The sequence below is a fragment of the Bradyrhizobium sp. JR3.5 genome, assembly GCF_054057015.1.
The window spans coordinates 5,199,118-5,221,775 of record NZ_JBSRYV010000002.1 but is presented as its reverse complement, the minus strand read 5'-3'; the positions used below and the strand labels follow the sequence as shown (position 1 = coordinate 5,221,775).

Below are 22,658 nucleotides of genomic sequence, written 5' to 3'. Positions count from 1 at the left end.
CACGACACTAAGGTGAGGTTGGGCGCGCTTCCAAGTGTACGCGGGTAAGGAAATACACATACGATGGTTTATCGGGACCTTCCTAGCGTCGCATCGAGCGCTCGTCGCACCGAGAAGACGCACGCAACCCCTATGGTGCGCCGATAGCCGCCGCCTAAACCGATGCGGCAGGTGCTCGCACGTCCATGAGTTTTTCTCGGAGCCCGCGCAACGACCAGCAGCCATCGTGGTATGCCTTTCCAAACTGATGTTTGCTATCGAACATCCCGCAACTTGGTAAAATCGATTCTTTCGATAGAACACATTCACACGATGGATGGACTCACAGCATGCGGTTCAAGGGACTCGATCTAAACCTTCTCGTTGCGCTCGATTCTCTGATGACGGAGCGCAATCTCACAGCGGCGGCGCGCAAGATTAACCTGAGCCAGCCCGCTATGAGCGCAGCAGTCGCGCGGCTGCGCACCTATTTCCGCGATGAACTGTTTACGATGAGGGGTCGCGAACTCGTCCCAACATCTGGCGCAGAGGCCCTTGCGGGACCGGTTCGCGAGGCCCTGCTGCACATCCAGCTTTCGATCATTTCGCGGGACGCCTTCGACCCGATTCAGTCGAGCCGTCGCTTCAGGATCATTCTCTCCGATTTCATGACAATCGTCTTTTTTCGGAGAATTGTGGATCGTATCGCACAGGAAGCTCCCGCAGTCCGCTTCGAATTGCTGCCATTTTCCGATGAACCGGACGAGCTGCTCCGCCGGGGCGAGGTCGACTTTCTCATTCTGCCGGAATTGTTCATGTCGAGCGCGCATCCTAAGGCCACGCTATTCGACGAGACCCTCGTATGCGTGGGATGCCGCACGAACAAGCAGCTGCCACAACAGCTTACGTTCAAGAAATATATTTCGATGGGGCACGTTACGGCGAAGTTCGGACGGGCGCTGAGACCCAACATCGAAGAATGGTTCTTGCTTGAGCACGGCCTCAAGAGACGCATTGAGGTCGTTGTGCAGGGCTTTAGCCTGATTCCGCCGATATTGTTAGACACCTGCCGGATAGGGACAATGCCCTTACGGCTCGCCAGATACTTCGAAAAGCGGATGCCCCTGCGGATCGTCGAGCCACCGCTCCCCCTGCCCGCATTCACCGAGGCCGTGCAGTGGCCTACGTTGCACAACACCGATCCAGCGAGCATTTGGATGCGGCGGATATTGTTGGAGGAGGCATCCAACATGGACTCTGCGCGTCAAGAGCCCCCAAATCGCAGGCGCTGCTAGAGCGGTTTTCGGTTGATCTGGATCGGAACAGTAAGGGGGTTCCCAGAGGCGCGCCAATCAGATTCGAGTTGCTTTGACAGCAACGACGAGGTCACGCGATGGCGAAGGGACTCGAGGCACCCTCAGGGCGCGGGCGGTCGCGCTTGTCGAGGACGGCGAGAGCAGACGGGAAGCGGCGCGAGCGCTCGGTCTCGGCGCCTCGACCGCAATCCGCTGGATCGAGCGCTGGGCGACAACGGGTAGTGTCGCGGCACTACCCGGCACGGTCCACAGTCGCTCGCCGCTCGAGGCGCATCGCCAATGGCTGCTTGATCTGGTCGCAGCGGAGCCGGACTTGACGCTCGAAGAGATTCGCGCGCGGCTCAAGTCCGAGAAGCGGCTGAAAATCGGCGCGAACCTCGATCTGGCGCTTCTACGAACGCCACGATATCACGTTCAAAAAAAACTCTGCACGCCGCCGAACAGGATCGTCCTGATGTCGCTGCAGCGCGTGCCGAGCTGAAGGTCGAGCAATCCAAGCTTGATGCGCCGCGCCTCGTCTTTATCGACGAGACGGCGGTTACGACCAAGATGGTCCGACATCGCGGCCGCTCACCGCGTGGCGAGCGTCTCGTTGCGAGCGTGCCGCACGGCCACTGGAAGACGCTGACGCTCGTTGCCGCGTTGCGCATCAATGGCCTGACGGCGCCTTATGTCATTGACGGCGCGATGGATGGGCCATCGTTCCTCGCTTATGTTGAGCAGATCCTCGCGCCGACGCTGCGCAAAGGCGATATTGTCTTCATGGATAACCGGCGCACCCACAAGATCGACGGCGTTCGCCAGGCGGTCGAAGCGGTCGGCGCCAAGGTGCGCTATTTGCCGGCCCACTCGCCGGACCTCAATCCGATCGAAATGGCATTCTCGAAGCTGACGACGGCGCTGCGCAAGGGTGCCGCTCGCACCGTGACAACGCTGATGAAGCTGATCGGCACGCTCATCAGAACATTTGCACCCCGAGCAGTGCGCGAACTACTTTCGCATGCCGAATACGCGTAGCGGCCCATATCAAGTGGAAAACGCTCTCGGTTTACCAAGAGCCGCTCTCGGCACGTTGCAGGTATACTACTAGGGTCTGTACCTAATAAGCGCCGCGTGATTCGCCTGCCTTGAACGTTTTGATTCGAGGGTGAGCGAATGCGCGCGGGTTTGTTTTGGCTGAATGATAGGCAATGGGCGCGTATTGAGCCTCATCTGCCGACGGGGCTAAAGGGACCGGAGCGGGACGACGACCGCCGCATCATCAGCGGGATCACTCAAATGCTGCAGTCGGGGGCGCGATGGCGCGATTGCCCTCGCGAATACGGTCCTTACACGACCGTCTACAATCGCTTCAACCGCTGGGCCAAGCGTGGGCGATGGTGCACCATCTCTGACGCACTGGCCAAGCCCGGCAAAGATGCCGTCGCGTTGTCGCTCGACTCGACCTTGATTAAAGCTCACCGGTGTACCTCCGGCGCAAAAGGGGGAGAGCATAACCAAGCCATCGGCCGCTCGCGCGGGGCCGCACGACAATAATCCATGCGCTAAGCGATCCGCTCTGCCGACCGGTCGTCCTGCATCTGCCCCCCGGCCAGGATGCCGCGGCGGCGCTCGATGTTTTGGCGCTCGCGCCGCCGATGAGCGCGCTCCTCGCCGACAAAGGGTATGACAGCGACAACCTTCGCGACGAAATCGTGCGTCGCGGCGCCAAGCCCGTCATTCCCAACAAATCCAACCGCGTCGTCATCCATCGCTTCAACAAGCGCGCCTACAAAGGCCGAAATGTCATCGAGCGCTGCTTTGCAGGCTCGAGGGCCTCCGGCGAATCGCCACCCGATACGACAAGCTCGCCCGGAATTTCTTGACCGCTGTTCATCTCGCCGCTCTCGCGCCGTGCGAGACGATGAAATGAGAAGGCGGCCGCGCACGTCGAAGGATCTCTAGGATCGAGACTCAATTGAGCCTGTTTGGCTCGCTAACTAAACCGCTTGAACCTCACACCGCGTCAGGATGTAGGCTGCCCGCCGTGACTAACGCTGCGGTACGCGGCCATGGACAGGGACGCATTGGCGAACTTACGGCTCTGGCCCGATACGCACTGGGGCTGGTCTGCCAACAATAAATTGGCCGGGTCGTGTTGCGAGCGTCGCCGGAGCGGCGAGATCGATCAGCTTCAGGGCCCCCGGAGGCTTCCAGGCAACTGGCGGTCAGCCGATCGCTTGCTCGCTGTTCTTGCGATGGTCCGCGCGTGACGAGGCTCCACCATCTGCGCTTCGGGACTAGCGAATACTGACAGAGACTTCGCAAGATCTGTCTCGCCGTTACCGTAAGGATGCTCGCAAAGTGCGCGAACCTTGTATCCGGACGCGTATCTCAATGCGCGCAATTTAGGCTTGTTGTGCTCGAACCGATTGTTGCTGGATAATGGTCCGGTAGTTTCACTGCATGGATGGCTATCATTGCCGTTGTTTAGCTCGTTCGCACGTCGGCATCGGGCCTGATGTGCGAACGGCGGCTTAAGCCGACTGTTGCCGTTGGTTTTAAAGGGTCCAGCAGCAGAGACGGAACGCGAGGCGCGCGCTGCCTCGCTCAAGCTAGGTCTTTACGTTGCTGCCCGGCCTCCGGGCGCACCAGCCTCGATACACACACCAGGGCCCGCTCGGGCTGCTCGCCGTCAACTCTCAGAATCAGTAGTGCTCCTAATGAGCGGAGACGATTCGGCTTCGCCGGAGTCGCACCATCACGCACGGCGAACGCGGTTCTGATCGATTGAGCAGATGACGACAATTGCCGTGCGCTTTCGAAGCGAAGGATTCACGCACCTGTTGCCCTGTCGCATCACCTTAGAGTGCATCGCATCTTCATTGCGCTGCGCCGCCGGTCTGACTTCTTTTGGCCCCACCGCGGCCAAACGCCTTGACGACGTCCGCTATCCCTGCCGCAACGACAAACAAGGAGCTGAACGTTGGAGCAATACAGCGGTGTATTCGATCCCGAAGAACTCTCCGCCTTGGGAAGCCTTTTTGATGGCGCAGTCACGGCGTTACCGCCACCGATGCGAACTCCTGAAAATCGAACAGTGATCGCCAAACTCATCTTGGAGCGTACAGCGGCTGGCGATTTCCAACTGCAAGGCCTGATGACCTTGTTGGTCGCCATTTCCCCTCAGGGTTGATCGCCCGCCATTATGAGGATAGTCACCACTCTTGCGCTGGAATGGAAGACGATCCAGCTAGAGCTTTGAAATAGCTTGAATCATACGTCACGTCAGGTTGTAGGCTTTGAAATTGAACAACATGAGCAAAGCTACACCACGAAGGCGTCGATGGCGCATTGGCGAACTTGCGGAGGCGACCGGAGTAACGGTACGCACGCTGCATCACTATGAGCACACGGGACTCCTAGCCGCCTCAGAGCGTACGGACGGCGGCCACCGGATGTACGACCGCGAAAGCGTTCAACGGGTTCATCAGATTCGGGCGCTACGTGGGCTTGGCTTCTCACTTGGCGAGATCCGTAAAGCTATGGATGGCACGGCTTCGCTCACGGACCTACTGCGCAAACATTTGGAGGGGATTGAACGTCAGGTCGTTCATGCAACCCTGTTGCGAGATCGTATACGCAACATGACGACAGACAGTGAAATCCAGGTAAGTGTAGATGAGCTGCCTGCCACTTTGGATGCGATGTCCCAGGTCGAGGCGCGTAGTCGGACGTCCCGATGCCCATGCAAGTTAGCCGCAGATCGCGAGGAGCGGTGGCGACGGATTCGCGATGACCTCCGTGATTGCATGGATAGGGGCGAGCCTCCTTGCGGCGAGCGCGCAAAGGCTGTCGCGGCTGCGGCGCGCTTGCTGATCACCGAAATCGCCGGAGCCGATTCACGCGTTTCGACGATCCTGAAGGTCCTTGCACGGTTAAGTGCCCCCCGCAGTCTGGCCGGTTGGGATCCCTGCCTGATGCAATATCTCAATCTCGCTCTCGCCGGATTGGAGGAGCAGCCCTACTGATGGCCTCACGCTGGCTGCGCACATGATTGCCGATTGGCCTTGGTCAAGATGAAAGCGCGATGACGTGTCGATTGATCTGGCGGCTCTGATGTCCGCTGGCAGTTTTACGGCTCAACCGGGCAGATCTTCCCGGCCATGGCCTGTCGATCCGCCCTCCCCTGACGCATTGATCGAACGCTCCCTTCAAAAAGGGGCTTGAACCGCACGTAACGTCAGATTGTAGGCTCTACCGTGGTTGCAGCCTGGCCGAACTGACGCATGGCTTCGCTTGGCAGACCGCATCGACCTGCAGGCACGTCTGACCGCAAGGCTGGCGGTTCACTTCAGGTGAGCATTGGGAGATCTACAATGTTTAATGGGCATTACGCTTCAGCTGCAAGTGCAGCGCTTCTCTTCTGCGTCCGCGGGTAAGGGCATTGCCGATGTGGTTGCGGCACAGCTTCAGAGATCGGGTGCACACATCATTCGGCAAAGCCGATGTAACCGGCGAAAGGGATTATGCGGCGCTGGTCTCAAGACTCCAAGAAGGATGGGGTGGGGTCGCCTATATCGGCGGAAATCACACCGAAATTGGACTGATCGTAAGCCAGTCGTCAGACGCAGCTGCCGGCCTCATCGTCATGGCGAACGTTGATGACTTCTGAGTTCTGGGACATCACCAGCAGTGCCGGAACTGACACGTAGCGCTACCCGATGTCGGCGAGGAGGAGCTACGTCCGATGATAGACAGATAGTACCCGTGCCAAGGCTCAGTGTTGCTACTCGTCCTTGCCAAGCCTTTTGATCGGCCGATGTTGGCCGCGTTGGTTCATCGGCTTCTTCTTCAAATCAGCTCATCCATCCTGTCTGCAGCGGTTTTGATGGGCGCTGTCGCGAAGTGCTCGCGGTTATGCTTCACACAACAGTAGCTATGAAACTCGATTTGCAGCGACAATTTCTCTATCGAGCTCGCATGCTGACAAATGCACTTGCACTACGAAACTTTAGGGAGTCCACGTGCTGCGAAACACTGCAAACTGTATGCTTCCATGGCGCTCCGGTGGTCGCCCGTTGGTCGTTCTGCCATACCCCGACATCAATGAGAACCCATTCCCGCTGCCCGACGCCCTAATGCAAGGCTCACTGGTTGCCGCCATCGAACGGCACTGCCGATATCCAAGGGACGACTTCACCTTGAGGCAAACAGCCGCCAGGCCGCCCATGGCGAGGCACCAATCGGGTGGCTTTACAAGATCCAGAATGTTTTCAACATGAATGTGATCAGCCATACCATCGGCCTCCGCATCCCTGGACATCGTTGTGCTCTCGAGGACAACCGTCGGCCTATCCGGCATGAACGCCAGGCAGTTGCAGCCGACTTCGCTGAACTCGAGCTTTCTGTAACGCCTTCCGACACGCGCTTCATGCTAGAGCGTGCGGCAGATGACCTCTCATTGAGTATTTCTTCCAGCTGGAGTGCAAGTCCGGCCCAAAGAATGGCGGACCGATGAAGCAATCAAGATTCACGGAAGAGCAAATTGTCGCGATATTGAAGGAGCTTGAGGCTGGCGCGAAAGCAGCTGATTTAGCTCGCACGCACGGGACCACTGAAGCTGCGATCTACAATTGGAAAGCCAAGTTCTGCGGCATGGACGTTTCTGCGGCCAAGCAGTTGAAGGCCCTGGAAGATGAGAACGCGAATCTCAAGAAGCTTATGGTCGAGCACATGCTCGTTGTGGCGGCGCTTCGCGAGCGGCTATCAGACTAGTGTTCTGTCACTGACATTTGAATCCCAACTTGTCGCGAACATGATTCACTCGCGGCATGGGAAATGACTTGATTGTACTTGATCGCAAGGTTCGCAGGGAACTGGAGCATCTGCTCACCGATGGAAACACGGCTCAGAAGATCGCTAAGCGAGCGAGGATCGTGCTGATGACGGCGGACGGACATGGTGTCGTGGCGATTATGCGTGAGGTCGGGGTTTCGAAGACCACCGTCTGGCGCTGGCAGGACTATTTTGCGGAGGCCGGCATCGGTGGTCTGGTCAAGGGCCGCTCCAAGCCGCCTGGCCGAAAGCCACTCAGCGCTGCCATGAAGCTCAAGGTCGTCGAGAAGACCGTGAAGGAACGCCCCGCCAATGCCACGCACTGGAGCGTGCGATCGATGGCGGAAGAAATGGGCATCAGCCACACGAGCGTGCAGCGCATCTGGGCCGAACACGGCCTCAAGCCGCATCTCGTGCGCAGCTTCAAGATCTCCAACGATCCCGACTTCGTCGCGAAGGTCGAGGACATCGTCGGCCTGTACGTCGATCCGCCGGAGAAGGCGCTGGTGCTTTCCGTCGATGAGAAGAGCCAAATCCAGGCACTCGACCGCACGCAGCCGGGCTTGCCCTTGAAAAAGGGCCGTGCCGGCACGATGACCCATGATTACAAGCGCAACGGCACCACAACGCTCTTCGCCGCGCTCGATGTGGCGGCCGGTACGGTCATTGGCGAATGTCTGGCGCGCCATCGGGCAGACGAGTTCCTGTCGTTCCTGAAAACCATCGACCGCCAGACGCCCGCACATCTCGATCTGCACCTGATCCTCGACAACTACGCCACCCACAAGACGCCGGCCGTTAAGCGCTGGTTGGCGCGACACAAACGCTTCACACTGCACTTCACGCCGACATCCTGTTCCTGGCTCAACCTCGTCGAGCGGCTGTTCGCCGAAATCACTCGCCAGCGCATCCGGCGAGGAACCTTCAACGACGTCACCGAACTCAAGACCACGATTGACGAGTGGATTCGAGCATCGAAACCAAAACCCAAAGCCCTTCAAGTGGACCGCCAGCGCCAAATCGAGCTATGCGGGAAGCTGGGTGATGACGGCCTGAGATAGGCGGCGTATCGAGGCGGGTGTCGAGCCTGCCAGAACCTCTCAAGGAGAGCGATACGCCATGAACGAGACTAGCAATATTGTTGCCCTTCGTCAGCCCGACGAGATCGACGATCCACTGACCAATATCCTGCGAGCCGGAGCGCGGCAGCTTCTGGCGCAGGCCGTGGAGATCGAAGTCGAGACGTTTCTTGCCACGGTGAAGGATTTGAAGCTTGCCGACGGACGCGCCCGTGTCGTGCGGCATGGTTACGGCCCGGCCCGAACGATTGCGACCGGCATCGGACCGGTCGAGGTCGCGCGGGCGAAGATTCGGGACCGCGGAGCGGCCGGTGACGGCGAGCGGATCCGCTTCAGCTCGGCGATTCTGCCGCTGTGGGCGCGGCGGACCAGGAGCCTGGATGCGCTCTTGCCGGTGCTGTACCTGCGCGGCATCTCGACGGGCGATTTTCAGGAGGCGCTGACGGCCCTACTGGGCAAGGACGCGCCGAACCTGTCGCCGGCGGTCATCTCCCGGCTGACGGCCGAGTGGCAGGGCGAGTATGAGCGCTGGCAAAAGCGCGATCTGTCGGCGCGACGCTACGTGTATGTGTGGGCCGATGGCGTCTTCCTGCAGGCACGCATGGAAGACCACGGCGAGTGCATGCTGGTGCTGATCGGCGCGACGCCGGAAGGCAAGAAGGAGCTGATTGGCTTTCAGGTCGGCGTCCGGGAGAGCACGCAGAGCTGGCGTGAGCTCCTGATCGACGTGAAGCAACGCGGGCTGCAAATCGCCCCGGAAATTGCCGTTGGTGACGGCGCGCTCGGCTTCTGGAAGGCGCTTGACGAAGTCTTTCCCGGCACGCGGCACCAGCGCTGCTGGGTGCACAAGACCGTGAACGTCCTGGACAAGGTCCCGCTCTCGGTGCAGGCCAACATGAAGAAGGATTTGCGCGAGGTCTATTGGGCGCCGAACCGGGCGGCCGCCGAAGCGGCGATCGATGTCTTCGCCGAGAAATACCGCGCCAAGTACGGCCGGGCGGTCGAATGCCTCGCCAAGGACCGCGACGCGCTGCTGGCCTTCTACGACTTCCCGGCCGAGCATTGGGATCACTTGCGCACGACCAACCCCATCGAAAGCGTGTTCGCGACCGTGCGGCACAGAACCGTGCGGACGAAAGGATCGCTGTCGTCAACGACCGCCAGGCTGATGGTGTTCAAGCTGGTTATCGCCGCATCAAAGACCTGGCGGCGGCTCAAAGGCACAACTCAGTTGCCGAAGGTGATTGCAGGTGTCAGATTCAACGACGGCATCGAGGTCATCCACATGCCGGCAAACCACGCCGCCTGATCGCCTCGTCACCCACAATTCCGCATAGCTCCGCCAAGTCCATCCTTGCAAAGCACCGCAGAGCCAAAAAAGCGCTCGCGATCGCAAAAGCCGGATGCAAATGAATGAGTCAGAACACTAGTGGTCGGGACCGCCATCTGCAGCTCCTCATGACCCAATCACGTCGTGCAAGCTCAGAGCGACGTCCCCGAAGAGAACGACCCTAGGCGGTCAAATGACGCACGAAACTGTCTTCGAGCGCGACGGCATGAAGCAACCAGGACTCCCGTCCTACAATCGGAGATGATCGAGTGAAAAGCGGCCTGCCCTTCAAGACTAACCTGCGGCATTTTCGACCACTTGGACGACGACGGCCGCGATGTCGCACGACGATACGAAGATCGTCTCATGTTGGCGGAGGTATGCGATTCTCTGGGCTTTTAGGCTTATCACCTGGCCGAGCACCACTGCACGCCACATGGCAGAGGGCCGTCGCCAACTCTGTTCCTATCAAGCGTCGCGCAACGCACCTTGAGACTGCGCGTTGGTCCGCTTGTCCTGTTGCTCAACCTCTATCATCCATTGCGCGCATTCGAAGAGATCTGCATGCTTGACCAATTGAGCGGCGGCAGGCTCGAGATCGGTGTCGGAGCCGATCGAATGGAGCCATTTCGGCATCAGTGCGGACGCGGCGCCAGGCCGTTATAAGGAGGCCAGCGAAATCCTCAATATTGCGCTGAATGGCATACGTTATCCTATCAGGGACACCATTTTGAGCTGAGCAAGATTCCTTTAACTTTGAGGCCTCATCAGCGTCCATATCCGCCAACCTGGATCGCGAGTAATCGGGCCGAGTCGGCACATTGGGCCGCTGCAAATGGTGCCAATCTGGCTTGCATAGGCCACTCCTGTGTTGTCCGAAATGTTACGGATGCGTTCCGCTCCCATCGAGCGCACAATGCAACCGCGGACGGGCGAGAGCCGTTTCTTGGGCTGGTTCGCATGATCGTGATTGCGCAGTCTGACCAAGACGCTCATGCGGCCGCCGAAACTGCTTAGCGAAGATGGCTGGAGCGCTTTAAATTCCTTTACTAGCTGAATGCCATTCCGACACCGCCTACCCTGGCGCTGAGCTTCGATGCAGCGCTTGAGAGCGAATTGTGCGTCGTCGGAACGCCGGCTTCCGTCCGATAGCTTCTTCTTGATCAGATGGAGGAAGCAGGTGCCAACTACCTGCTTTGCCAGCTTGCATTCGGGAACCTTCCGCTGGAGGTTTCTCTCTACACCGCAACCACAATCCAATCCGAAATCATGGCTAGCTTTGGCTGATAATGTGGACCGCGCATCGCGACCTCCGTCTATCATCGGCCGTCCTGCCGAAAACGCGTATCGGCCTACGATCAGGGCCACCTGCCTTGCTCAGGTGACGGTCCACAGACCAAAATAAGGACACCGGAGCGCCGCCTCGAGCACCGTCTGCCGGCCACTCGACCGATGTCGCCGGCTGAAGTGCGCCTCGCCACCCTCTTCTCCGGTGCCCCCGGCCTGGAGGAGACGCGGCACCAAACGCACAGGGCAACGCGCAAGAATCGAACAACAGAACGCCCGCACGCCGCAGACACATGTCGGAAAGCAGACGAGCAGTGTCCGAAATATGCCACGCGACTGGAAACCAAGGATCACAATAAGCGGACAGTACTGCGGTTAGAACGCTCCTTATCTTGAGGCTGCGAAAGGTGCTGAACGGTCACTGCGCGATGTCGTTGTAGCAGCGATTAGCACGACCGATCTTCCGATTGCCTAGAAGAGCTACCGCTATTGATCGACTCCAGACAACACGTGAAATCCGGCGGCGAAGCATGCGACAACGTATGTCTATTTCACGCGATGCAGAGCCATTCGACTTGAGTGTGGCATAAAGACGCCCGGTCATCCGAACTTCAACAAGCGCCTATATAATCGTCAGTGTAGGGCCGAGAGCAGCTCGATACGCGAGCGACCCGACCTCTTACGTGCTGGGCCAGCCCACACGCCTCGTATCTGGACCTCGAGTGGAGTTTTGAGATGGACCAGACCTTATCCGAACAAGTCCAAGCGCTAGAGGCTCTCGTGAGCGTTGCGTTTGACAAGGCGTGGCGCTTTGTTGAAAAGGATCCGTTCCTGGCGCACAATCTCAAGACGGTCCTTCATAGCCGATTGCGCGCTTTCCTGGAGCGTTCGGTAAGGAACGGCGAGCGGAATACAGTGCATCTTGCAAACGAGGCAATACGCAATTTACGCGCCGAACTGGCGTCGTCGCCCAAGCAATAGGGTTCCCCGGTACCTCAACTTGCGGGAAAGACCGGCTTCATTACGGTTCGCTGCGGTGTTATGCAGCAGACAAAAGCCGGGATTGGTCGTGTGCGAGCTGAGTTTCCCCCGCTCATATTCTGCGCCCGCTGGAGGCGATCACGTCCTCGACCACAGTTGCGTGTGCATCTCTCGCGGCCCGCGAGATTTAGTCAGCCCGAAGCCAGAGGACCGCTGCGACGAGCCGGCATAGGCGCGCTTCCCTACTTCGCTAGATGACGGATGCGATACTCCTGCCCTTGGTCCAGCACGGACTTGCCCAACGTCAAAGGTGGCGCTTCGTCAAGTGCGCCGCGTCGCCAAGCGACGCTCAGCAAAACAATGGCTAAAGAATGAGCCGGGCTGTAATTCGGAGCATTATCTTTAGTGCCCATCCGAGCGCGTCAAGATCAGGGAACACCATGCAAAACGTCGAACCATCTAGTCCAAAGGTCGAGATCTTTGCGAGTTGGATCGGTGATCGCCGCGCCAGCTCCGATTGCAAACGGTCGCATCGCCGTCGTGCACTTGGGATGAGCTTGATCGCCCCCAAACGCGTGTTTTGATCAGCGCTCTTCGTCTGTGAGGACACTCGCTGAACAGGACCGAGCACCGGCAAGTCTTGCGGAGCTTGGCTTTGGAGCTCGTTAGTGACGTGCGAGCCGAGCACGTCATATGGTCATCATGAATGGATCACGCTCTAAGAAGGAATACGCTGCACGATTGAAGATTGTCGCTCCTTTCAACGTTGTTTGATCTGAATTCGCCTTTCCCGCACTGCGAAGTTGTCTCCCTCTCAGGTCATAGCACCTCGCTCGAGGCTGTGCATGGCGATGGTTGCGCGCTCCACAATCTGACGCGGCATTCGATTCGACCCACTTCTTCCGAAAGAGTTTTGTGCCGCAGTTTCAGCAATCGCAATGATGTTGTTAAGACGCACGGTGCCGGGGATCAAAAAGAACGACACTCGAAATGAAGAATTTGATGACCCTGACTGCAAGCATCGGCGCACTCAGTGCGGCCGCTCCCGCATTTGGCGCGGACTTCGCCGTGCAGCCCGGCAACATCAAGGCGCCCCGCGCTGATCGCACCCGCAGTCAACGACTTGACCGGTTAGTATCAATGGTGGCTGGGGCTCGAGCCACAATCGCTGGGATTTCAACGGCGTCACTTCCGAGGGCGGCTATAATTCGACTGGCGGCACCATCGGAGGCCATATTGGCTATCGTTGGCAGATCTTCAACACGGTCTATGGCATCGAAGGCAACTGGGCCGACTTCAGCGGCTCAAATGTCAGGACCGCCTTCCCAGCAGACACCATTGGTACCAAGGCAGGTGCCTTCGGCTTGCTCACCGGCCACATCGGCTACGCGTTCAATGCCGTGCTGCTTTACGCCAAGGGCGGTGCCGCGGTGACCAGCAACACCTATCACGTCAACTCAGTGGCTGCTAGGCCGAGATTGCCAGAATCAACGATGTGCGCTGGGGCGGCGCGCTCGGCGCCTGTATCGAAGTCAGCCTCACACCGAGCTAGTCAGCCGGCGTCGAGTACGACCACCTGTTCATGCAGGGCAGCAACGTAACCTTTCTAACAGCCGTTGGCGCCGACCGCATCCGCCGGGACGTCGAGCTCATCACGGCACGACTCAGTTACAAGTTCGGTCCGGTGTTTGCCCAATAGTGATCGCCACGCGGCGGTGAATCGAGAGCCCCGACCATCGGTGGGGGCTCTTCCCTCAGGCACTTCCAACGGCCCCCCTGCTGCACTGTCCGAAGCACCAGGCTCGAGCTGGTCCAAGCTAGATCACTGGCTGGATGGCACGACGTCCCCGGGGCCTCCAACGGTGGCGCTCCAAGTCAGTTGATCCGACACGTCATCGACGTTTACGGAGCTCAACAACCTGACGCGGCGTGAGATTTAATATCGGTTGTCTCGACGGAGCGCTGCGTCTGCAGTTTCGGTAGATAGTATCATGCTGAGACTTGCCAGAGGCAGGGAGCAGCAATTTAGCCAGTTGGCGCTTGCCCAAGAATTTAGAGAACATTGAGGCGAATGGCCATAACGATCGCCTGGATCCGGCTGGTCGCGCCCAGCTTTCGCATCGCATTCTTGATATGAAAATTGACTGTATTCTCGCTGATTTGCAGTATCCTCCCAATTTCCCAAGACGATTTGCCCTCTGACACCCACCGCATGCAACCGATCTCCCGTTGCGATAGTGCAACTTTTTTCTCACCGCTATTATTGCAGGGGCGAGCGATCTCGCCATAGGCGGTGTGAAAGTGCCAGGCCAGTGCGTTAAGATGACCGATGCGGTCCTGAGGATCAGTATCATCGGACGGCGATGCAAACGACACCACAGATACTCGGCCCAGGGGACCAAACAATGGCACGCTCATGCCATGCTTCAGTCCTGCCTCTCTCGCCTCGTCCAGTACACGCTTCTCGTCGGGTTGAAGTTGATAGTGGTCGGCTAGTTGATCCCACAAAAACGGCCTTGAAAGCATCGGGGTCCGCCGGACCACCGGATCGATAGTATGGTATTTGCGTTTGAAGTATCGGTCGCACCACTCTGGCGGCCACTTCACAGCCACGGTCGGGGGTGGATACTCCGCCAACCGAAGTGGCTCGATGAAGTTGAGGGCGCTGTAAGCCACTTCACTGAAGCCCTCTTCGGTCGCACAGCTTACAAGAAGCTCGAATAGTGCTCTGAGCGAATGCGTCTGGTTTGCGCATTCAGTGAAGCAGAAAAGGTCCATGGTGGGCGCCTCAGGACGCCGATTAAGGTCGGTGTCACGGCGTTCGATTACGCTTGTTTCAGGCGGAGCCAAGTTCCATTGCATGACCTGAACTCTTGGGTTTGCTCTTCGTGAACTCTGCAGCGCTCGCATGCTGCGTCAGACGTCATTGCCGAATTCGTTGCCTGCCGTCAGCTGCGGCGCGTGATCATCCCCATCACACAGGCGGGGTGCCGCCGCTATCTTTCGTCGGAGGCTGCACGCCGAAGCCACAGCGCCGATGCCCATTCAATGTGATCTGTCCGGAGCGCCGATGACGCACTGGCGAAACCGAAAATCGCCGCGGCGTCGTCTGTGTTGATGGTCGGCGCCCTCGATGCCGAGCTGACGCGCAATTGTCCCGTCAATAGCGGCAGTGACAGAAGATCTGACGGCTGGTCTGGCCGAGCTGTCCGACCAGCCGATCGGACACGATCCGACGTCCCCTGGAGACTCAGTTGGCGATAGGCACCAAACAACATCAGCGGCTACGACATCGACACTTCTCAGATTGGATTGCAGGACGCCGGGGTTCTGCCCGAAGAGCGCTTCGCCTTGTCTCAACGCCGAGCACGAGGAGGTCCTGGGCGCTGACCTTCGCGATCCAGGTGAGGTAGAGCACGCTGACGCGATTGGCGCGGCCGAGCTCGACCTGCGGGGTATCGGCATCGACCCTGCCGGCGAACACGACACGAGCGTCATTTTTCTGCCCCATCTTGCGCATGGGCATCGCAAGCCTGTGGTTGTTCCTCCGCCTTCCGGCATCGAGAACGCGCTCGGTGAGCAACAGGGACCAGTCGACGCGGAAGGTAACCGCCCAGCATGATTGCCCGGCGTCTGAGCGGGTCCATTGGGCAGGGCGAGCGCAAATGAACCGAAGGGGTAGATAATGGCCGCGTCGGGGGCGCAACGGGAGATACGCGGAGTCGCGAGACGTGCTTGATGCAGAGGACACTTTGCATGCGCATCTCCAGAAGGGAGAGAACGTGGGATCACAACAGCAAGTGTCGTACCAACTTTTGGGTTCGCGAGAATCAAACGTCCCGACAAGGGCTTGAAAGGCGGACGTTCGGTTCCGTGCATTCAGCGCATTGAAGCAATTATGACATCGGGAGGAAACGCGACAGCGCGATTTGCGCGAGCCGCGGCACTAGTTGACCTTGATCAGGGAGAGTGCAGCTCTATAGCGACGGGCGCCTCGGGTCTCTCTTGGCCTCCAGCTCGCCAGTGCGCCTGCCGCAGCCTTCCAACTCTGACCCGAAAACACGCAGAAGGCCGCGCCAATCTCGTTGCCGGCTCGCGCGTCAACTATGTCGAGAAGCTTGGTGAAGACGGTCTGCAAGCCTTCGCAATCAAGGTTCTGAGCAAGTTAGCTTAGGTCCATGCTTGCGGCCCGCTCGTTATGGAGATGTCAGGGATAATGACGTGCTGGGCGCCAGGAGGTCGCAATCAATTCGAAACTGGCGAAAGATGAAGGCGCGGCAAAGAGCCGCACCGCCACGAAGCAGTCAAATGTCCGCGCACGTCTCTTATGAAATCAGCCGCGCCCCATCCGTTCACCCGACGCGCCCCGCTGACGAGTTCGACGCCTTCGCGCCATTGCAGAACCAGAACGGCGTTTGCTGGCGCATTGTGGATCGACCTCAATCAGCTGGACTTGTGGGATCGTTCTAACCTCGTCCTGCGCCAACGCTCGGGATCTTCCACTTGATGCCGTTGGCACCGAGACGGACGGGATGATCGACGCCTCACTTGGCGGCCCGTGCGAAACAGTGAGAGCTGCATGTGCATCGGATTGATCTGGCATCGCCAATGAGGACCCGCACTGCATAATTGCGCGGGCTCTCGCGAGCATCGATAGCTGCATGAGCGATCGCAGAAACAAATGACATGAAGTGCTGAAGCAGAACAAACTAGCGCAGATAGTGTCCACATGTGAGAAAGCTGGCCGGCTCGTCTTCGCGATAAGTCCGGGCCTGAAACCTGGTTGTGAATTGGCGCGCTGCTTGGATTTGGCGACGGAACGCTGCCGAAGCAAGGCGCCCCGACGCACTTTGCAGGGGTTGGAAGTGCGCCGGGCCCGCCCCAACATCATCAGTACATCCGTGACGATGCTTGCGGAAATGAAACAAGCAGCGTGGCGGAACTGAGGCTCATCCATTCTTTTAGCGTGGAGCCAAAAATGTTTTCATGCACGGCTCATAGCGACTTGAATCTCACGTAACGTCAGGTTGTACCATCTCGCACTCGGCGGTTTCACCTAACAGGCAACTTCTTGTCCCGACACCGCCAGGCTTGGAACGGGGTGTATGCTGCTCGTGGCATCGGCCGGAGCGGTGCTGCGCATGGCGACTCGCTTCGCGGACTTGCACTAGACATGCCTCGCTGCGATGAGACGAGATGGCTGGATCGTACCCGCCGCTCGCAGCGCAACAGGCGGTTGGCGGGGCCGCGCGAAAGTATCTCGTCGCTCAACGTTATCATGGATGATCAAGACGTTCATTTTCGCAGCGAACTTCGATCTTGGTGCTTTTGCCTGGTGGCCTCCGAAGCGCCAGTTGCAGTTCCTTCGCTCACATTAAGACGATCGTAGCGAAACTGGAGAGGCTCGGGCCAGAGCGCAAATGCAGTTTGTGCGATGCTGGCGGCAGTCGATGGTCGGTTGGGCTCCCGAATTCGACGGTAAAGAGCACGAATTGCCCTTGTCAGCGATCTCTCAGATATTACGTGTGTTTCGTTTATTACAGATTGAGATCGCTGGTGGTAGAAACTTCGACCGCCTGAAGATTGAAGGTAGCGATCGCGACAAGACGTGTAAGGAAGCCAACTTTCTGGACCGCGCCGCGATGCTCGAACACGGTGGTCGTTTCCTCATCAACGCTGATGCCACTTGCGGCAGAAATGCCGCCGTCCCTGCTACGTGCCATGAAAAGCATTCTCACAGCGCTGGCTGAAACAGGTGAGGTTCTCCTTCTCAAATCAGACCCCGAGATCTCGCCCGAGAAGGCGGCCGAAATTCTCGGCATCTCACGGCCGCTGGTCTATCGGCGGATGGATTCGGGCGAACTCCCTTTCCCGGTTGGTCGGAACGCACTGTCGGATTCTCGCCAACGACGTCATCATCCTGAAGCAGCTCGAGCATCGCCAGCGCGGCTTCGCGCGGGCGCTTGGTTCTGATGCAGAGGAGGGCGGACCCGCAGGTCCCGCGACGAAATCCGAGGACAACGTCCGACGCTCTTCCAATCGCGCCTGCAGACCAAATAACTTCAATCAACTCGTTCTCGGCACCACGAACGCTCGATACCGCCGAACGATGAGTGCGATCGATCGTGTGGCGTGCATCACCTCGATGGATTGGCAAAATTGGATCGCACATGTTGTAATGTTCTTACGGAAGTGCGGCCCGAGCTTGTTTTAGAGTTTGCTCGGCTCCACGCTATTCCCATCCACCACCTGGCTGCCTGTTATGGATCGATCAAGTCGGCCACCGCCGAAAGCAGTCCTGCACTCGAGAGCGCACTGGAAGGGCTGGCGTAAACTGCTTGGTCGAACGCTCGACGGGCTCTCGGACCTCAAGCAGCGGCGCCAGCCGGTCCCCGATTGGGTGCTGGGCGGCGGCAGCAGAGCCCTCATGCTCTGCGCCGATCACCGGCTGAGTCGGGACATTGATGCGTTCATCGACGACCCAATATCTTGCCTTGTTGTCACCAGAGACCCACCGACGTGTGGAACTGCACCGAATGGGACAGGCCGCCCACTATCTCAAGCTCAGATATCCCGAGGGTGAAAATCGACTTCATCGTCAGCGACGCATTTTCGGGCCTTTATCCTGTCGAAAGAGAATTCGACCTGACGTCAATTCGACCGCGATGGAAGGCAAGATTATGGTCGAGCCTCCGGTCGAAATCGCGCTCAAGAAGATGTGCCATCGGGCGACGATGCTGAAGCTTCGTGACATATTCGATCTCGCAGTCGTCAAGAACATCGACGGCGACGCCCTCGTCGCAAATTTAGGTGCAGTCGATTCGAAGAAGAATGACCTCCTTCAACGTGTCAACAGCATCCGCCTCGACCACCTGAAAGCCGATCTTGCAGAGCTCGACAGTATTCCTCCGTTGAGGGCCGCCTTGTTTGACGGACGCGAACGCTGCAGGTCCTAGGGGTAATCCTAGGAGAAGCGCTATGACGATTTCGAGGGCGGAGGTGATCACATCGGTCGAGCGGCGGCGCCGGTGGTCGCAGGATGAGAAGGAACGGCTTGTTGCAGCATCGCTCGAGCCCGGAGCCAGTGTTTCCGAGGTGGCTCGCATGGCTGGCCTTCATGTAAGCCAGCTGTTCAGGTGGCGCAAAGAGCTTTGCAAGCACGGTGAAGCGAGTATAGCGCCGTTCGTGCCGGTCGAGATTGGGCCGTCTGTGCCGCCGCGGGAAGTGGCCGAAGCGCCACTGACGACGACGCGTCGACGGAAGAGCCTGGGTATCATCGAGATAGATCTTGGTAGCGGGCACCGCATCCGGGTCGATGGCGACGTTGATGGAGACGCACTACGTCGCGTTCTCGATGCTTTGGTACGCCGATGATCCCGGTTCCGACGGGCGCACGAGTGTGGCTTGCGACAGGCTACACGGACATGCGCCGAGGCTTTCCGTCGCTGGCACTCCAGGTGCAGGAGGTGCTGCGCAAGGACCCGCTCAGCGGTCATCTGTTTGTCTTCCGCGGTCGCCGAAGCGATCTTGTGAAGGTGATCTGGCACGATGGCCAGGGAGCATGTCTGTTCACCAAAAGACTAGAGAGAGGGCGGTTCATCTGGCCTTCGGTTGCGGGCGATGCAGTGACGATCTCGCCGGCGCAGATGAGTTACCTGTTGTCCGGAATCGATTGGCGCAACCCGCAAGAAACCCAGCGTCCGACGCGGGTCGGATAGCTGTTTTGGGTTTGAATCTGCTGCTTGATCTGATTCAATGGCTTCATGATATCGAAGCCGGAGGACCTTCCATCGGATCTTGTCAGTGCCCTGGCAGCGCTGCAGGCCGAGCGTGAGGCCCGGCTGCGAGCCGAGGCGATGGCTGCCAGCGCGCAGGCGGAGCTGTCGGATAACGCGGCGCTGATCGCGCATCTCGAGCTGCGGATCGAAAAGCTCAAACGCGAACTGTACGGGCAGCGCTCCGAGCGCACGGCGCGGCTGATCGAGCAGTTGGAATTGGAGCTCGAAGAACTCGTCACCACGGCGAGCGAGGATGAGCTTGCCGCGCAGGCCGCGGCGGCGAAGGCGCAGAAAGTCCGCGCCTTCACGCGCAAGCGACCGGTACGCAAGCCCTGGCCGGACGACATCGAACACGAGCGCGTCGTTATCGAGGCTCCGACGACCTGCGCCTGCTGCGGCGGATCGCGGCTGGCGAAGATCGGCGAGGATGTGACCAAGACGCTGGAGGAGATCCCGCGTCGCTTCAAGGTCGTCGAGACGGTGCGGGAAAAGTTCACCTGCCGCGATTGCGAGAAGATCAGCCAGCCGCCCGCGCCGTTCCACGCCACGCCGCGCGGCTTCATCGGCCCACAATTGCTGGCGACGATCCTGTTCGACAAGTTCGGCATGCATATCCCGCTCAACCGCCAGAGTGCGCGCTTCAAGGCCGAGGGGATCGACCTGCCGTTATCGACGCTGGCCGACCAGGTCGGCCACGGGACCTTCGCCGTCATGCCGCTCTTCCACTTGATCGAACGCCATGTGCTCGCGTCCGAGCGCCTTCATGGCGATGACACCACCATCCGTATCTTGGCGAAGGGCAAGTGCACGACCGGGCGGATCTGGACTTATGTGCGGGATGACCGGCCCTTCGCCGGGCCTGCGCCGCCGGCGGCGGTCTATTACGCCTCGAGCGACCGACGAGGCGAGCATCCCCAGAAGCATCTGGCCGCCTTCGCCGGTATCCTGCAAGCCGATTGCTACAACGGCTTCGAGCCGTTGTTCGACCCGCAGAAGAAGGTGCTGCCGATCACGCCGGCGTTTTGCTTTGCCCACGCGCGGCGGGGCTTCTTCGAGCTGGCTGACATCGAGAAAAATGCCCGGGAAGGTAAGAAGGGCAAACCGGTCTCTCCGATCGCGCTGGAGGCGGTCAGACGCCTCGATGCGTTGTTCGAGATCGAGCGCGCCATCAACGGCCGCGGCGCCGACGAGCGGCGCGCCGTGCGCCAGGAAAAGAGCAAGCCGCTTCTCGAGGACATGCACGCCTGGTTGTTGCGCGAGCGCGAAACCCTCTCGCGCTCCTCCGAGGTCCTGAAGCCCATGAATTACATGCTCAGGCGCTGGGCCGACTTTGCCCGCTTCCTCGACGATGGCAGGATCTGCCTCAGCAACAACGCCGCCGAAAGAGCGTTGCGCGGCATCGCTTTGGGAAGGCGCAATTGGACCTTCGCCGGCAGCCTGCGCGGCGCCGAACGCGCCGCCATCATGCTGACAATGATCACCACCTGTCGTCTTAACGATGTCGATCCTAAAGCCTGGCTCTCCGACGTCCTCGCCCGGATCGCCGATCTTCCCGCTTCGCGTCTGCACGAACTGCTGCCCTGGGAATGGAAGCTCCCGCGCCAAGCCGACGACCCCAACGATCAGCAAGCTGCCTAACCTTCACGCAGCGCCATCATAGCCGACCCGGCCCCCGCGCGCATGCGTCAATCGGGCGGCCTTCGTCGTATGCGTACGCTCGACATCAAGCCCGGATGGGAACATGAGCAGGAAACATGTCTCGACACTGCTCGCGCGCTCGTGGGGCAGATTCCAAAAAAAGGCTAATTACGATAAATAGCGCGGAGCAGAGGCAATCGGCGGCGGCACCGAAAATTGCGAGCGTAGCACCTCAAGGCAAATCGATACTTCAGTTCGGGAACTTTCTTACAGCAGAGCACAAGCAACTAAATTGGCTGGAATCTGTCGAAGATCTCGTCTTCGATGAGATGAAGCCAAGCGCAGGAGATCGGCCATAAATCGAACCACATCTGATACTGCGTGAGCGTTGTGGTTGAAAGAGATTCACGCGGCCCTGCTCTGCTGGACGAGCTCGTATTCGGCGCTGCCAAGCGCAGATTGGCTCGCCGGGCGGGCGGCGCCGTTTATCAACACGTTGAGGTCCAGAAGTATCAAGCTGCAAACATCAAGGCCGCTGAAAACATCACGCCTGACTTCTTTAATCAGGCCTTTGGCGCGAGACTCGCGGTACGCGACGAGATCTCCTATTTCCCGAAAAACAGGTGCGATTTTCGGCTTGCGCCTTCGAACCACGAAACGGGCGATCAGCCGGCACTCTTCGGCGTGCCGTGAAAGTGCACCGCGCCGTGGATACTTTATCCAGATGACTTTTTCCGATCCCTCAGACCTATCTGCATTTTTCACGGACCACGACGGACCGGGATAGTACCGAGCCATCGCTCTATGCCGCCTCCATTCGCGTCAGGCAATACGGCCGTCCTGTCGTCGAACAGGGGGCGTTCGGCCTCGTCATCGGGTTAAAGACCGAAGGGCGGCACTCGCCGGCAATCTGCAGGCCCGGTTCTAGCGCGACCTCGACCAGCGCGATCGCGCGATCCATCTGTCCGATCTCGTGGTGATACTGAACATTTTCTTTCTCGCGCGTAGCAAGGCACCCGGCAATGGCATTGCGGCGACTCCCGAAGCGCGCGAACGCGAGGAGCCCACCCGGCTCGAGCACTGGAACATCGATGTATTCTTAAACGAGTGCTCTATTGCGAGGCGATCGCCAAGTCAGTCTCATCTGGAGAATGCCAAGCGCCTGGTGACCATCGGCGTCCACGCCATCGCCGATGCCGCCAAGGAGGTGCTCAGGCGCGTCGACGGCTGAAACTGGCGCGCGCGGGGACCTCTAGTCGCTTCAGCCATGCTGATGTGGGGAGTTCATTCTGCCACCAGCATCCAAATGATTGCCAGCGAGCGGCTCTCGCTGCCGCGCTCTGTCGCTCATCCGCCCGCTGGCGGGCACATCGAGAGATGGACCCCCGATCTTATGAACAAAATGGGCGGCGCGTTGACATAGCGCAAGGACAGAGGAGACGGCATCGGCCAG

At 59.1% G+C, this 22,658-nt stretch carries 17 protein-coding genes and 5 pseudogenes; 18 read left to right on the top strand and 4 right to left on the bottom strand.

Features of this window, described 5'->3' with window-relative positions; translation table 11 throughout:
- Positions 1-329: 329 nt before the first annotated feature.
- The 11 genes and pseudogenes from nodD1 (at position 330) to ACVWW1_RS41995 (ending at position 11,789) form a co-directional block, all read left to right on the top strand.
- Positions 330-1,274 (top strand): transcriptional regulator NodD1, encoded by a 945-nt coding sequence (gene nodD1, locus ACVWW1_RS42045; RefSeq protein ID WP_429032904.1) that lies wholly within the window; start codon positions 330-332, stop codon positions 1,272-1,274.
- A 73-nt stretch (positions 1,275-1,347) separates the two neighbouring features.
- Positions 1,348-2,312: pseudogene (locus tag ACVWW1_RS42040) on the top strand (IS630 family transposase).
- A 138-nt stretch (positions 2,313-2,450) separates the two neighbouring features.
- Positions 2,451-3,207 (top strand): annotated as a pseudogene (locus ACVWW1_RS42035) (IS5 family transposase).
- A gap of 1,053 nt (positions 3,208-4,260) precedes the next feature.
- Positions 4,261-4,470 (top strand): hypothetical protein, encoded by a 210-nt coding sequence (locus ACVWW1_RS42030; protein ID WP_456659938.1) that lies wholly within the window; start codon positions 4,261-4,263, stop codon positions 4,468-4,470.
- A 121-nt stretch (positions 4,471-4,591) separates the two neighbouring features.
- Positions 4,592-5,305 (top strand): MerR family transcriptional regulator, encoded by a 714-nt coding sequence (locus ACVWW1_RS42025; RefSeq protein ID WP_429032990.1) that lies wholly within the window; start codon positions 4,592-4,594, stop codon positions 5,303-5,305.
- Positions 5,306-5,727: 422 nt separating this feature from the next.
- Entirely contained in the window at positions 5,728-5,949 is a 222-nt protein-coding gene (locus ACVWW1_RS42020) for a hypothetical protein (protein ID WP_456659937.1), read from the top strand.
- A gap of 842 nt (positions 5,950-6,791) precedes the next feature.
- Positions 6,792-7,046: pseudogene (locus tag ACVWW1_RS42015) on the top strand (transposase); the annotation flags it as partial.
- Positions 7,047-7,108: 62 nt separating this feature from the next.
- Positions 7,109-8,168: pseudogene (locus ACVWW1_RS42010) on the top strand (IS630 family transposase).
- Between the two features lie 63 nt (positions 8,169-8,231).
- Entirely contained in the window at positions 8,232-9,500 is a 1,269-nt protein-coding gene (locus ACVWW1_RS42005; RefSeq protein ID WP_456659936.1) for an IS256 family transposase, read from the top strand.
- Between the two features lie 432 nt (positions 9,501-9,932).
- A pseudogene (locus ACVWW1_RS42000) lies at positions 9,933-10,538 on the top strand (LLM class flavin-dependent oxidoreductase).
- A gap of 1,005 nt (positions 10,539-11,543) precedes the next feature.
- Positions 11,544-11,789: a hypothetical protein gene (locus ACVWW1_RS41995; protein ID WP_456659935.1), complete on the top strand. Its 246-nt coding sequence runs from the start codon at positions 11,544-11,546 to the stop codon at positions 11,787-11,789.
- Between the two features lie 2,052 nt (positions 11,790-13,841).
- Here the strand turns inward: ACVWW1_RS41995 and ACVWW1_RS41990 are convergent.
- From ACVWW1_RS41990 to ACVWW1_RS41980, 3 genes are all read right to left on the bottom strand, one after another.
- Positions 13,842-14,567, bottom strand: a complete 726-nt coding sequence (locus ACVWW1_RS41990) for a LuxR family transcriptional regulator (RefSeq protein WP_429032987.1) — start codon at positions 14,565-14,567, stop codon at positions 13,842-13,844.
- 499 nt (positions 14,568-15,066) lie between these two features.
- Positions 15,067-15,315 carry a hypothetical protein gene (locus ACVWW1_RS41985; RefSeq protein ID WP_456659934.1) on the bottom strand — a complete coding sequence of 83 codons (249 nt, stop codon included), beginning with the start codon at positions 15,313-15,315 and terminating at the stop codon, positions 15,067-15,069.
- A gap of 2,011 nt (positions 15,316-17,326) precedes the next feature.
- Entirely contained in the window at positions 17,327-17,512 is a 186-nt protein-coding gene (locus ACVWW1_RS41980; protein WP_456659933.1) for a hypothetical protein, read from the bottom strand.
- Between ACVWW1_RS41980 and ACVWW1_RS41975 the strand changes: the two genes are divergently transcribed.
- The 6 genes from ACVWW1_RS41975 to ACVWW1_RS41950 all read left to right on the top strand — a co-directional run bounded on the left by ACVWW1_RS41975 (position 17,511) and on the right by ACVWW1_RS41950 (position 21,898).
- Positions 17,511-17,762 (top strand): hypothetical protein, encoded by a 252-nt coding sequence (locus ACVWW1_RS41975; protein WP_456659932.1) that lies wholly within the window; start codon positions 17,511-17,513, stop codon positions 17,760-17,762. The genes ACVWW1_RS41980 and ACVWW1_RS41975 overlap by 2 nt on opposite strands.
- A 491-nt stretch (positions 17,763-18,253) precedes the next feature.
- Entirely contained in the window at positions 18,254-18,745 is a 492-nt protein-coding gene (locus tag ACVWW1_RS41970; RefSeq protein ID WP_456659931.1) for a hypothetical protein, read from the top strand.
- 22 nt (positions 18,746-18,767) lie between these two features.
- Positions 18,768-19,163 (top strand): IS66-like element accessory protein TnpA, encoded by a 396-nt coding sequence (tnpA, locus tag ACVWW1_RS41965; protein ID WP_456659930.1) that lies wholly within the window; start codon positions 18,768-18,770, stop codon positions 19,161-19,163.
- Positions 19,160-19,507, top strand: a complete 348-nt coding sequence (gene tnpB / locus ACVWW1_RS41960) for an IS66 family insertion sequence element accessory protein TnpB (protein WP_247356782.1) — start codon at positions 19,160-19,162, stop codon at positions 19,505-19,507. The genes tnpA and tnpB overlap by 4 nt, the downstream gene beginning before the upstream one ends.
- A 45-nt stretch (positions 19,508-19,552) precedes the next feature.
- Positions 19,553-21,205, top strand: a complete 1,653-nt coding sequence (tnpC, locus tag ACVWW1_RS41955; protein WP_456659672.1) for an IS66 family transposase — start codon at positions 19,553-19,555, stop codon at positions 21,203-21,205.
- A gap of 381 nt (positions 21,206-21,586) precedes the next feature.
- On the top strand, positions 21,587-21,898 hold the full coding sequence (locus tag ACVWW1_RS41950; RefSeq protein ID WP_429032886.1) for a hypothetical protein: 312 nt from the start codon (positions 21,587-21,589) through the stop codon (positions 21,896-21,898).
- 109 nt (positions 21,899-22,007) lie between these two features.
- Here ACVWW1_RS41950 and ACVWW1_RS41945 read toward each other — a convergent pair whose 3' ends face one another.
- Positions 22,008-22,166 (bottom strand): hypothetical protein, encoded by a 159-nt coding sequence (locus ACVWW1_RS41945; RefSeq protein ID WP_456659929.1) that lies wholly within the window; start codon positions 22,164-22,166, stop codon positions 22,008-22,010.
- A gap of 15 nt (positions 22,167-22,181) precedes the next feature.
- Between ACVWW1_RS41945 and ACVWW1_RS41940 the strand changes: the two genes are divergently transcribed.
- Positions 22,182-22,436 (top strand): hypothetical protein, encoded by a 255-nt coding sequence (locus tag ACVWW1_RS41940; protein WP_456659928.1) that lies wholly within the window; start codon positions 22,182-22,184, stop codon positions 22,434-22,436.
- Positions 22,437-22,658: the final 222 nt, after the last annotated feature.